Origin of the sequence: Enterobacter sp. 22466, from assembly GCF_052044775.1 — a bacterium.
Lineage (GTDB): Bacteria > Pseudomonadota > Gammaproteobacteria > Enterobacterales > Enterobacteriaceae > Enterobacter > Enterobacter dissolvens.
This window is the reverse complement of the sequence record NZ_JBQENX010000006.1, coordinates 1-12,047: the sequence shown is the minus strand read 5'-3', so window position 1 is coordinate 12,047 and position 12,047 is coordinate 1. Positions and strand designations below refer to the sequence as shown.

General features: G+C 56.4%; 13 protein-coding genes and 1 riboswitch. Of the genes, 6 read left to right on the top strand and 7 right to left on the bottom strand.

Going from position 1 to position 12,047, the window contains the following annotated elements; genetic code table 11:
• The 5 genes from thiS to ACTJJI_RS15930 form a co-directional block, all read right to left on the bottom strand.
• Nucleotides 1-201 carry a sulfur carrier protein ThiS gene (gene thiS / locus ACTJJI_RS15950; RefSeq protein ID WP_014830244.1) on the bottom strand — a complete coding sequence of 67 codons (201 nt, stop codon included), beginning with the start codon at nt 199-201 and terminating at the stop codon, nt 1-3.
• Complete coding sequence (gene thiF, locus ACTJJI_RS15945) at nt 185-940, bottom strand: thiazole biosynthesis adenylyltransferase ThiF (RefSeq protein ID WP_014830245.1); 756 nt, start codon at nt 938-940, stop codon at nt 185-187. The genes thiS and thiF overlap by 17 nt, the downstream gene beginning before the upstream one ends.
• Nucleotides 933-1,568, bottom strand: coding sequence for a thiamine phosphate synthase (gene thiE / locus ACTJJI_RS15940; RefSeq protein WP_440654779.1), 636 nt, complete (start codon nt 1,566-1,568; stop codon nt 933-935). The genes thiF and thiE overlap by 8 nt, the downstream gene beginning before the upstream one ends.
• Nucleotides 1,568-3,463, bottom strand: coding sequence for a phosphomethylpyrimidine synthase ThiC (gene thiC / locus ACTJJI_RS15935; RefSeq protein WP_440654777.1), 1,896 nt, complete (start codon nt 3,461-3,463; stop codon nt 1,568-1,570). Before thiC ends, thiE begins: the two co-directional genes overlap by 1 nt.
• Before the next feature lie 79 nt (nt 3,464-3,542).
• Nucleotides 3,543-3,652, bottom strand: a riboswitch (TPP riboswitch).
• Between the two features lie 54 nt (nt 3,653-3,706).
• On the bottom strand, nt 3,707-4,204 hold the full coding sequence (locus ACTJJI_RS15930) for an Rsd/AlgQ family anti-sigma factor (protein ID WP_014830248.1): 498 nt from the start codon (nt 4,202-4,204) through the stop codon (nt 3,707-3,709).
• 95 nt (nt 4,205-4,299) lie between these two features.
• Here ACTJJI_RS15930 and nudC point away from each other — a divergent pair, with 95 nt between their 5' ends.
• The 6 genes from nudC (at nt 4,300) to ACTJJI_RS15900 (ending at nt 8,654) form a co-directional block, all read left to right on the top strand.
• Complete coding sequence (gene nudC, locus ACTJJI_RS15925) at nt 4,300-5,073, top strand: NAD(+) diphosphatase (RefSeq protein ID WP_182380786.1); 774 nt, start codon at nt 4,300-4,302, stop codon at nt 5,071-5,073.
• Nucleotides 5,074-5,113: 40 nt separating this feature from the next.
• Nucleotides 5,114-6,178 carry a uroporphyrinogen decarboxylase gene (gene hemE / locus ACTJJI_RS15920; protein ID WP_046889083.1) on the top strand — a complete coding sequence of 355 codons (1,065 nt, stop codon included), beginning with the start codon at nt 5,114-5,116 and terminating at the stop codon, nt 6,176-6,178.
• A gap of 9 nt (nt 6,179-6,187) precedes the next feature.
• On the top strand, nt 6,188-6,859 hold the full coding sequence (gene nfi / locus ACTJJI_RS15915; RefSeq protein WP_014830251.1) for a deoxyribonuclease V: 672 nt from the start codon (nt 6,188-6,190) through the stop codon (nt 6,857-6,859).
• Nucleotides 6,860-6,900: 41 nt separating this feature from the next.
• Nucleotides 6,901-7,491 carry a YjaG family protein gene (locus ACTJJI_RS15910; RefSeq protein ID WP_013095017.1) on the top strand — a complete coding sequence of 197 codons (591 nt, stop codon included), beginning with the start codon at nt 6,901-6,903 and terminating at the stop codon, nt 7,489-7,491.
• Nucleotides 7,492-7,677: 186 nt separating this feature from the next.
• Nucleotides 7,678-7,950, top strand: coding sequence for a nucleoid-associated protein HU-alpha (hupA, locus tag ACTJJI_RS15905; protein WP_002445246.1), 273 nt, complete (start codon nt 7,678-7,680; stop codon nt 7,948-7,950).
• Between the two features lie 11 nt (nt 7,951-7,961).
• On the top strand, nt 7,962-8,654 hold the full coding sequence (locus ACTJJI_RS15900; protein WP_014830252.1) for a DUF1481 domain-containing protein: 693 nt from the start codon (nt 7,962-7,964) through the stop codon (nt 8,652-8,654).
• 46 nt (nt 8,655-8,700) lie between these two features.
• Here ACTJJI_RS15900 and purD read toward each other — a convergent pair whose 3' ends face one another.
• Together purD and purH are read right to left on the bottom strand one after the other, a co-directional pair.
• The gene (gene purD, locus ACTJJI_RS15895) at nt 8,701-9,993 is read right to left on the bottom strand and encodes a phosphoribosylamine--glycine ligase (RefSeq protein ID WP_047360217.1); all 1,293 of its coding nucleotides are present in this window, start codon (nt 9,991-9,993) and stop codon (nt 8,701-8,703) included.
• A gap of 15 nt (nt 9,994-10,008) precedes the next feature.
• A complete protein-coding gene (gene purH / locus ACTJJI_RS15890; protein WP_046889086.1) occupies nt 10,009-11,598 on the bottom strand; it encodes a bifunctional phosphoribosylaminoimidazolecarboxamide formyltransferase/IMP cyclohydrolase in 1,590 nt (529 codons plus the stop codon).
• Between the last annotated feature and the right edge of the window lie 449 nt (nt 11,599-12,047).

The window sequence follows — 12,047 nt, the reverse complement described above, 5'->3', positions numbered from 1 at the left end:
TCAGCCCCCTGCGATTACCTGAAACAGCAGGATCTGGTCGCCTTCACTCACCTGCTGATGTTCCCACTGCTCACGCGGCAGGATCTGTTGATTAAGCGCCAGCGCCGTTCCCGGCCTGAGCTGGCGCAGCTTCCTGAGCAGCGCGGCAACGGTGAGGCCGTCATCGCATTTCATCGGCTCATCGTTAAACAGAATGCGCATTCTGACCTCCGCACACCGGGCAGTGGCTGGCGCGATGCAGCGCCAGATGACGCCAGCCGCTGGAGCGGGCATCAAACAGCCGCAGTGTATTACGCTCTGTTTCCATACCGCTGAGCAATTTGATGGCCTCCAGCGCCTGCAGAGTGCCCATCACGCCCACCACCGGACCAAGAATGCCTGCGGTGCGGCAGTTGCGCTCCGGCTCGGCATCATCCGGCCACAGGCAGCGATAACAGCCCTGCGCCCAGGGCGGGGTCAATACCATCATCTGGCCGCCGAATCCTACCGCGCTGGCGGTGATAAGCGGCGTATTCTGTGCCACGCAGGCGGCGTTAATGGCCTGACGGGTCGCCATATTATCGGTGCAGTCCAGCACCACATCCGCAAGGGCAACTTCGCGCTGCAGGCTTTCGCCGCTGAGCCGCTCCTGGAGTGCAATAAGCGTAATATCCGGATTCAACGCATTCAGGCGTTTACGGGTAATGTGTGCTTTGGGCTGGTTGACGTCCTCAGTGGTGAAAAGGATCTGTCGCTGCAGGTTGCTGAGATGTACCTCGTCGTCGTCGGCCAGCACCAGCGTGCCCACGCCCGCACCCGCCAGATAGAGCGCGGCAGGTGCACCCAATCCGCCCAGGCCAATAATCAGAACCCGGCTGGCGAGCAGCTTTTGCTGCCCGTCAATGGCGATATCCTCCAGCAGGATCTGGCGGCTATAGCGCATAAAATCACGATCATTCATCGCCTGCTCCTGCCAGCTGTAAGAGCTGTGCGGTGGCGGCCTGCCAGTCTGCCGCCTGGGTAATGGCGCTGACGACAGCGATACTGCCGACACCGGTATCCAGCACGGCAGGAGCGCGTTCCAGACTGATCCCACCGATCGCGACGGTAGGGTAATCGGCAAGGCGTTTAACGTGCGCCGCCAGTTGCGTCAGCCCCTGTGGGGTAGAGGGCATCTGTTTAGTCTGCGTCGGAAAAACATGGCCAAGTGCGATGTACGAAGGGCGAGCCGCCAGCGCCACGTCGATCTCCATGTCGTCGTGTGTTGATACCCCCAGTCTTAATCCAGCGTCCCGGATTGCGCTCAGGTCCGTTGTTTCCAGGTCCTCCTGACCCAGATGCACGCCGTAAGCCTGGTGCTTAACGGCCAGTCGCCAGTAGTCGTTGATAAACAGGCGCGCGTCGTAACGACGTCCCAGCGCGATGGCGGCGACCACATCGGCCTCCACCTCGTCATCACGTTTATCCTTGATGCGCAGCTGGATTGTGCGAACGCCGCACGCCAGCAGGCGCTCGATCCACGCCACGCTGTCTACCACCGGATAGAGTCCTAAACGAAAGGGAACGGAGGGGAAATCAGGCTGATACATTACGCCTCCTCTTGTTTGAGGTAGATTTCGCCGCCCTTCGCGCGGAAGGTTTCTGACATGTCCGCCATACCCACTTCGATGGTTTGCGCGGCGGCGTAGTCACGGACTTCCTGGCTGATTTTCATCGAACAGAATTTTGGCCCACACATGGAGCAGAAGTGAGCCACTTTGCCCGACTCCTGCGGCAGGGTTTCATCGTGATACTCACGGGCGGTGAAAGGATCGAGCGCCAGGTTGAACTGGTCTTCCCAGCGGAATTCAAAGCGCGCCTTCGACATGGCGTTGTCGCGAATTTGCGCGCCGGGGTGGCCTTTGGCCAGGTCCGCGGCGTGGGCGGCGATTTTGTAGGTAATCAGCCCCTGCTTCACATCCTCTTTGTTAGGCAGACCGAGGTGCTCTTTCGGCGTCACATAGCAGAGCATGGCGCAGCCGAACCAGCCGATCATCGCCGCACCAATCCCGGAGGTGAAGTGGTCATAGCCTGGTGCGATATCCGTGGTCAATGGCCCCAGGGTATAGAACGGCGCCTCATGGCAGTGCTCCAGCTCTTCGGTCATGTTGCGGCGGATCATCTGCATCGGGACATGTCCCGGGCCTTCAATCATCACCTGTACGTCATACTCCCAGGCGATTTTGGTCAGCTCGCCCAGAGTATGCAGCTCGGCAAACTGCGCTTCGTCGTTGGCATCACGAATGGAGCCCGGACGCAGGCCGTCGCCCAGCGACAGGGAGACATCGTACGCGGCACAGATTTCACAGATCTCGCGGAAGTGTTCGTAGAGGAAGTTTTCCTTATGGTGCGACAGGCACCATTTGGCCATGATAGAGCCGCCGCGCGAGACAATACCGGTCAGACGCTTCGCCGTCATCGGCACGTAGCGCAGCAGTACGCCCGCGTGGATGGTGAAGTAGTCTACGCCCTGTTCAGCCTGCTCCAGCAGCGTGTCGCGGAAGGCTTCCCAGGTGAGGTCTTCGGCAATACCGTTCACTTTCTCCAGTGCCTGATAAACGGGCACCGTTCCGATAGGCACCGGGCTATTGCGCAGGATCCACTCACGGGTTTCGTGGATGTAACGCCCGGTGGAGAGATCCATCACCGTGTCCGCGCCCCAGCGCGTCGACCAGACCAGCTTTTCGACCTCTTCTTCGATGGAGGAGGTCACGGCTGAGTTGCCGATGTTGGCGTTGACCTTCACCAGGAAGTTGCGGCCGATGATCATCGGTTCAGATTCCGGGTGATTGATGTTGGCGGGAATAATCGCACGGCCAGCGGCCACTTCATCACGCACGAACTCCGGCGTAATGTTTTCTGGCAGACGTGCCCCGAAGCCTTCCCCCGGGTGCTGGTGGCGCAACACTTCGCTGCGGATGCGCTCACGGCCCATATTTTCGCGAATGGCGATAAATTCCATCTCCGGCGTGACGATACCCTGGCGTGCGTAGTGCAGCTGGGTGACGCATTTGCCCGCTTTCGCCCGTTTCGGCGTCAGCAACCCGGTGAAGCGCAGTTCATCCAGACCGTCGTCCGCCAGACGCGCTTTGGTGTAAGCCGAGCTGCGGTCAGACAGCTCTTCGCAGTCGTTACGCGCGTCAATCCACGGCTGGCGTAATTTCGCCAGACCCTGCTGAACGTTAATGGCAACCGCAGGATCGCCGTACGGACCAGAGGTGTCATACACCGGCACGGCTTCGTTATCTTCATACTGCGGGTGCGCTTTGCTGCCACCGATGAGCGTCGGGCTAAGCTGGATTTCACGCATTGGCACACGGATATCCGCCTGTGAGCCGGTGATGTAAATGCGTTTTGAGTTCGGGAAAGCGGTACCTTCCAGGGTGTCGATGAAGTGTTGGGCTTGTGCGCGCTGTTCGCGGCGGGTCAGTTTTGTTGTAGACATAGCTCATTCCAAAAGTGAAGGACATGGCTTGTCAGACGACGGATGAAGCAAGAGAGGATCGCCCTGGGGGCGATACAACAGCAGTGTGACTCTTGTTCCCTTCGCAGGTATTAGCCTGATCAGGTTCCGCGGATCCCGAATTAACGGTCTCAGCCCGTGCTTGCACACTGGGCACTCCGACAAGAAAAATCCCCCTCCAGAGAGGGGCGAATGGTTGTAAATTACTCGTTAACGATTGAGAACTCAAGCAGGGCGCGCAATGTTATCTTCGCTGCTGATGTTCAGGTTGTTATCCAGGGCGAGAGCGATCAGCTTATCTTCCAGCGTGAATCGCTCTTCCAGCGCTTCGCCAAGGTCGGAAAGCGCCTGCTGGAACTCAAGATAGTTATCGTGATCGATAGCGTTCTCAAGCGTGGAATCGTAGTAATCCATGATCTGCTGGGTGTTGGCTTCCAGCAGCGGATAGAGTTTGCTGGCGGTTAAATACGGCGTCGTCCCTTCCATTTCACGGATAATACGTTCATAAATATTGAAATGGCCATCGGACAGATAGTCGACCAGGCTCTGACAAAAATCATCCAGCGCTTTTTCATTCAACCGCATAAACGATTCTTTGCCAGGCTTAATACCGACCAGATTGTAATAAGCCACGAGTAGATGCTTGCGCACATGTAGCCAGCGATCCACCAGTTTGTTACTTCCTCTAACGCGCTCAGTCAGGCTTTCTAGCTGGTTTAACATGGTCGACTCCGCAAGGTTTAGAATGGGATCTGCTTATCCAAAATGTAACCACAATGCTAACAACATGTCAGTGAAGCGAAGGTAGTGCAATAGATATGGATCGTATTATTGAAAAATCAGATCTCGGTTGGTGGATCGTCAGTCACGAACAAAAATTATGGTTGCCTGCCGGGGAGATACCCTATGGTGCGGCAGATCGTTTCGATCTTGTAGGCCTGCCCGCGCTGAGGATCGGGGAATGGCAGGGAGAACCCGTGTGGTTGATCCAACAGCTACGCCGCAATGACATGGGATCGGTTCGTCAGGTGCTGGATCAGGATGTGGGCTTGTTCCAGCTGGCGGGCCGGGGCGTTCAACTGGCTGAGTTTTACCGTTCGCATAAGTACTGCGGCTACTGTGGTCACACCATGCACCCCAGTAAAACCGAGTGGGCAATGCTCTGCAGCCACTGCCGTGAGCGCTACTACCCGCAAATTGCGCCGTGCATTATCGTCGCTATCCGTCGTGACGATTCCATCCTGCTGGCGCAGCATACCCGCCATCGCAACGGCATTCATACCGTGCTGGCCGGCTTCGTCGAAGTGGGCGAAACGCTGGAACAGGCGGTGGCGCGTGAAGTGATGGAAGAGAGCGGTATTAAGGTTAAGAACCTGCGCTATGTCACCTCGCAGCCGTGGCCGTTCCCGCAGTCGCTGATGACGGCCTTTATGGCCGACTATGACAGCGGGGAGATTGTTATCGACCAGAAAGAGTTGCTGGAAGCGAACTGGTATCGCTACGACGATTTACCGCTGCTGCCACCACCAGGCACCGTCGCTCGTCGACTGATAGAAGATACCGTAGCAATGTGTCGGGCTGATGCTGAGTGACATGTTACACTGAGGCCATGACGCTTAAGGAACTGCAAAAATGACCGAACTGAAAAACGATCGTTATCTGCGTGCGCTGCTGCGCCAGCCCGTTGATGTCACCCCGGTGTGGATGATGCGCCAGGCGGGACGTTATCTGCCAGAGTACAAAGCCACGCGTGCGCAGGCGGGCGATTTTATGTCGCTGTGCAAAAATGCCGAGCTGGCGTGTGAAGTCACGCTCCAGCCGCTGCGCCGCTTCCCGCTGGATGCCGCCATTCTCTTTTCGGACATTCTGACCATTCCGGATGCGATGGGCCTTGGGCTCTATTTCGAAACCGGCGAAGGCCCGCGCTTCACCTCCCCAATCAAAAGCAAAGCCGACGTGGATAAGCTGCCGATCCCCGATCCGGAAGGTGAACTGGGCTACGTGATGAACGCCGTGCGCACCATTCGTCGCGAACTGAAAGGCGAAGTCCCACTGATTGGCTTCTCCGGCAGTCCATGGACGCTGGCGACCTATATGGTTGAAGGCGGCAGCAGTAAAGCCTTTACCGTCATTAAAAAGATGATGTATGCCGAGCCGCTGGCCCTGCATGCGCTGCTCGACAAGCTGGCGAAAAGCGTCACCCTCTATCTGAACGCGCAGATCAAAGCGGGTGCGCAGTCGGTGATGATTTTCGATACCTGGGGCGGCGTGCTGACCGGGCGCGATTATCAGCAATTTTCGCTCTACTACATGCACAAAATCGTTGATGGCCTGCTGCGTGAACATGAAGGCCGCCGTGTGCCGGTCACGCTGTTCACCAAAGGCGGCGGTCAGTGGCTGGAAGCCATGGCGGCGACCGGCTGCGATGCGCTGGGACTCGACTGGACCACCGATATCGCCGATGCGCGCCGTCGTGTGGGTGACAAAGTGGCGCTGCAGGGCAATATGGATCCATCCATGCTCTACGCGCAACCTGCCCGTATTGAAGAAGAGGTGGCTTCCATTCTGGCTGGCTTTGGCCAGGGGGAAGGGCACGTGTTTAACCTCGGGCACGGTATCCATCAGGACGTTCCGCCAGAGCACGCTGGCGCGTTTGTGGAGGCGGTGCATCGACTTTCTGCGCAATATCACAAATAAGGAGTGGTTATGGATCTCGCGTCATTACGCGCTCAACAGATAGAACTGGCTTCATCCGTGATCCGCGAGGATCGTCTGGATAAGGATCCCCCGCAGTATATAGGCGGTGCGGATGTCGGATTTGAGCAGGGCGGTGAAGTGACGCGAGCGGCAATGGTGCTGCTGAAGTACCCCTCACTTGAGCTGGTGGAGTACAAAGTGGCGCGTATCGCCACCACCATGCCGTACATACCGGGTTTTCTCTCCTTTCGTGAATATCCCGCGCTACTGGCAGCGTGGGAGCAACTCTCGCAAAAACCCGATCTGCTGTTTGTTGATGGACACGGTATCTCTCATCCACGTCGCTTAGGCGTTGCCAGCCACTTTGGCCTGCTGGTGGATGTGCCCACCATCGGCGTCGCCAAGAAACGCCTGTGCGGTGCGTTTGAGCCGCTCTCCGCTGAGCCGGGCGCGCTGGCGCCGCTTATCGATAAGGGTGAGCAGCTGGCGTGGGTCTGGCGCAGTAAAGCGCGCTGTAATCCGTTGTTTATCGCGACCGGGCATCGCGTGAGTATGGACAGCGCCCTGACATGGGTACAACGGTGTACGAAGGGTTACCGTTTACCTGAGCCCACCCGCTGGGCGGACGCCGTGGCCTCTGCCCGTCCGGCTTTTGTTCGTTGGCAGGAAATTCAGCGCTGATTCAGGTAAACTGCGGCTAATTTTCGATTCGAGACATCATCATGCTACAAAACCCGATTCACCTGCGCCTTGAGAAGCTGGAAAGCTGGCAGCACGTCACCTTTATGGCTTGCCTGTGCGAGCGCATGTATCCGAACTACGCCGCGTTCTGCAAGCAGACGGAGTTTGGTGATGGTCATATTTATCGCCGGATCCTGGACCTCATCTGGGAAACGCTGACGGTCAAAGACGCGAAGGTGAACTTCGACTCTCAGCTGGAAAAGCTCGAAGAGGCTATTCCGGTAGCGGATGATTTTGATCTCTACGGTGTCTATCCGGCGATCGATGCCTGCGTGGCGTTAAGCGAACTGATCCACTCTCGTCTGAGCGGTGAAACGCTGGAGCATGCCATCGAAGTCAGTAAGGCATCCATTACGACCGTGGCGATGCTGGAAATGACCCAGGCAGGCCGCGAAATGACCGACGAAGAGCTGCGCGCTAACCCCGCGGTCGAACAAGAATGGGATATCCAGTGGGAGATTTTCCGCCTGCTGGCAGAGTGTGAAGAACGCGATATCGAGCTGATAAAAGGGCTGCGTGCGGACTTGCGTGAGGCGGGTGAGAGCAATATTGGTATAATTTTTAACCAATGAGACAACAAAACGTGATTTAACGCCTGTTTTGTCACACCTCAACTCTTCCCTTCTGCCCCCCGTCTGGTCTACATTTGGGGGGCGAAAAAAAGTGGCTATCGGTGCGTGTATGCAGGAGAGTGCTATTTTGGCCTTTTCGTCGCACTCGATGCTTAGCAAGCGATAAACACATTGAAAGGATAACTTATGAACAAGACTCAACTGATTGATGTAATTGCGGACAAGGCTGATCTGTCTAAAGTGCAGGCTAAAGCTGCTCTGGAATCTACCCTGGCTGCTATTACTGAGTCTCTGAAAGAAGGCGATGCTGTACAACTGGTTGGTTTCGGTACCTTCAAAGTGAACCACCGCGCTGAGCGTACTGGCCGCAACCCGCAGACCGGTAAAGAAATCAAAATCGCCGCAGCTAACGTGCCGGCATTTGTTTCTGGTAAAGCACTGAAAGACGCTGTTAAGTAAGACGCGTGGCAGTGAACAGTTTTAGCGAAGGGGCGGTAACGCCCCTTTTGTCTGTCTGGCGTGGTCTGTTTGCGCTGGCGGGCGTGCTGCTGCTGTCAGCCTGTAGCCACGACACCTCTCTGCCACCGTTTACCGCCAGCGGCTACGCTGACAACCAGGGGGCGGTCAGGATCTGGCGTAAAGATTCCGGCGGTGAAGTGCATCTGCTTTCCGCTTTTAGCCCGTGGCATAACGGCAATACATCGACCGCAGAGTATCGCTGGCAGGGAGACGACCTGTCATTCATCGAACTCAATATCTACGGCAAAACCCCCGAACATGTAAAAGTGCGGTTTGATGACCACGGCGAGCTGAGCTTTATGCAGCGTGAAGTCAACGGTCAAAAACAGCAACTCTCCAGCGATCAGGTTGCCCTCTATCGTTATCGTGCCGGACAAATCCGCCAGACCAGCGACGCGTTGCGTCTGGGACGCGTGGTGCTGCGCCAGGGGCGCTGGCATACCGATGGTACGGTCACCACCTGCGAAGGACAGACAGTTAAACCTGAGCTTGAATCCTGGGCAACCGAACATATTCAGCGCCGTCAGCGTCATTCATCAATGGAAGTGAGTGTGGCATGGCTTGAAGCGCCGGAAGGCTCTCAGCTGTTGCTGGTCGCGAACGAAGATTTCTGCACCTGGCAGCCGACAGAAAAGAGTTTTTGACGTAAATCCCCTCTCCCTTGAGGGAGAGGGTTAGGGTGAGGGGGGGTTACTCCCCTTGCTCGCGTGCAATCGCACGATAGCCGATATCCTGACGGCTAAAGCTACCGTTCCAGTGAATATCCGCCATCAGCGCATAGGCACGCTTCTGGGCATCGGCAACAGTATGGCCCAGCGCGGTGGCGCACAGCACGCGGCCACCATTAGTCAGTACGCGATCGTCCTCAGACAGTTTCGTACCGGCGTGGAACACCTTCGCACCTTCAACTTCTTCCAGCGGCAGGCCGTGGATCTCATCCCCGGTGTTGTAGTGGCCAGGATAACCGCCCGCAGCAATCACCACGCCCAGAGACGCGCGTTCGTCCCACTCGGAGGTTTTCTCATCCAGCTTGCCGTCGCATGCGGCCAGGCAAAGATCCACCAGATCGGATTTCATGCGCAGCATGATTGGCTGTGTTTCCGGATCGCCGAAGCGGCAGTTAAATTCGATTACCTTCGGATTGCCCTGCTTGTCGATCATCAGGCCCGCATAGAGGAAACCGGTGTAGGTGTTACCCTCGGCAGCCATTCCTTTTACGGTTGGCCAGATGATACGGTCCATGGTGCGCTGATGCACTTCATCAGTTACCACAGGTGCAGGGGAGTAAGCGCCCATACCGCCGGTATTCGGCCCGGTATCCGCATTGCCTACGCGCTTATGGTCTTGGCTGGTGGCCATTGGCAGAACGTGTTCGCCATCGACCATCACGATAAAGCTCGCCTCTTCACCGTCGAGGAACTCTTCAATCACGATGCGGTGGCCCGCGTCGCCAAAGGCGTTGCCGGCCAGCATATCGTGAACCGCGGCTTCGGCTTCTTCGAGCGTCATCGCGACGATAACGCCTTTACCGGCAGCCAGACCGTCGGCTTTAATAACGATCGGCGCGCCTTTTTCACGGAGGTAAGCCAGGGCGGGCTCAATCTCGGTGAAGTTCTGGTATTCCGCCGTCGGGATGTGATGGCGCGCGAGGAAATCTTTGGTGAAGGCTTTAGATCCTTCCAGCTGTGCGGCACCTTCCGTTGGGCCGAAGATTTTCAGACCCGCGGCACGGAACGCGTCAACAACGCCAATCACCAGTGGAGCTTCGGGGCCGACGATGGTGAGATCGATTTTCTCGTTCTGTGCAAAGCTCAGCAGCGCGGGAATATCCGTCACGCCGATGGCGACGTTCTGCAGAGCAGGTTCCAGTGCCGTACCCGCATTACCCGGCGCGACGAAGACGGTTTTCACCCGCGGCGACTGAGCTGCTTTCCACGCCAGCGCGTGCTCGCGTCCGCCGTTACCAATCACTAATACTTTCATTTTCTGCTCCGTGGATTAATGGCGGAAGTGACGCATATCGGTGAAGATCATCGCAATACCGTGTTCGTCGGCTGCGGCAATGACTTCGTCATCACGGATAGAACCGCCAGGCTGGATCACACAGGTGATGCCCACTGCTGCGGCAGCATCAATACCGTCGCGGAACGGGAAGAAGGCATCAGATGCCATGGCGGAGCCTTTCACTTCCAGACCTTCGTCACCGGCTTTAATCCCGGCAATTTTCGCGGAGTAAACGCGGCTCATCTGGCCTGCACCTATCCCGATGGTCATGTTCTCTTTGGCGTAGACAATGGCGTTGGATTTCACGAACTTCGCCACTTTCCAGCAAAACAGCGCGTCGCGCAGCTCCTGTTCTGTTGGCTGACGTTTGGTCACGACGCGCAGGTCTGCGGCTGTCACCATGCCTAAATCGCGATCCTGTACCAGCAGCCCACCATTTACACGTTTGAAATCAAGACCCGGCACGCGCTCCGCCCACTGGCCGCAAACCAGCACGCGCACGTTCTGTTTCGCAGCGGTGATTTTCAGGGCTTCTTCAGACGCAGATGGCGCGATGATCACTTCAACAAACTGACGAGAGATAATGGCCTGTGCGGTTTCGGCATCCAGTTCGCGGTTAAAGGCGATAATGCCGCCGAAAGCAGAAGTCGGGTCGGTTTTATAGGCGCGATCGTAAGCATCCAGAATGGATGTACTCACCGCTACGCCGCATGGGTTCGCATGCTTCACGATAACGCAGGCAGGCTCGCTGAACTCTTTCACACACTCCAGCGCAGCATCGGTATCGGCAATGTTGTTATAAGAGAGCGCTTTGCCCTGAACCTGCTGCGCGGTAGCGACAGAGGCTTCTTTTACCTCTTCTTCTATATAGAAGGCAGCCTGCTGGTGGCTGTTCTCGCCATAACGCATATCCTGCTTCTTGATGAAGTTCAGGTTCAGCGTGCGTGGGAAGCGGCCGGAAGGATCGTTGCTTTCACCGTGGTAAGCAGGCACCAGGCTACCGAAGTAGTTGGCGATCATGCTGTCGTACGCGGCGGTGTGTTCGAATGCTTTAATCGCGAGGTCGAAACGGGTGTCCAGAGTCAGTGACCCTTCGTTCGCATCCATCTCATTAATAATGGCGGAGTAGTCGCTGCTCTTCACCACAATGGCCACATCTTTATGGTTCTTGGCCGCGGAGCGCACCATCGTCGGTCCGCCGATATCAATATTCTCTACGGCGTCTTCCAGAGAGCAGCCTTCGCGCGCTACGGTTTGAGCGAACGGATAAAGGTTAACGACAACCATATCAATTGGCGCGATCTCATGTTGTTCCATAATCGCGTCGTCCTGACCGCGACGACCCAGAATACCGCCGTGGACTTTTGGGTGCAGGGTTTTGACGCGTCCATCCATCATTTCCGGGAAACCGGTGTAATCGGACACTTCGGTTACCGGCAGACCTTTATCTGCTAACAGGCGTGCGGTACCACCTGTGGACAGCAGCTCTACACCACGTGCAGAAAGTGCCTGAGCGAATTCGACGATACCGGCTTTATCAGAAACACTGAGCAGAGCGCGGCGGACTGGACGACGTTGTTGCATGGTAAATCCCCTGGATTTCACGATTACAGAGAGCGTTAGATGAATTTTCCAGCGAAAAACTCATCTAACACACCTGACGAGGCATCCTTGTTAAGCGCGAGCATTTTAACGAAAACGTTTGCGCAACGCTCGCGAATTTTCACTTTTTCGCATCGCTGTGGATAAGTCTGTGCGTAAAAGGGTATAAAGCGGGGTTTTGCTGGGGAATGCAGCAGTCAGTCATTTTTCTGTCATTTAGCGGTTGCGGCCTGCGGAGAACTCCCTATAATGCGCCTCCATCGACACGGCGGATGTGAATCACTTCACAAACAACCCGGTCGGTTGAAGAGAAAAAATCCTGAAAATCAGGGTTGACTCTGAAAGAGGAAAGCGTAATATACGCCACCTCGCGACAGAGCGCTGAAGCGCGTCGCAACTGCTCTTTAACAATTTATCAGACAATCTGTGTG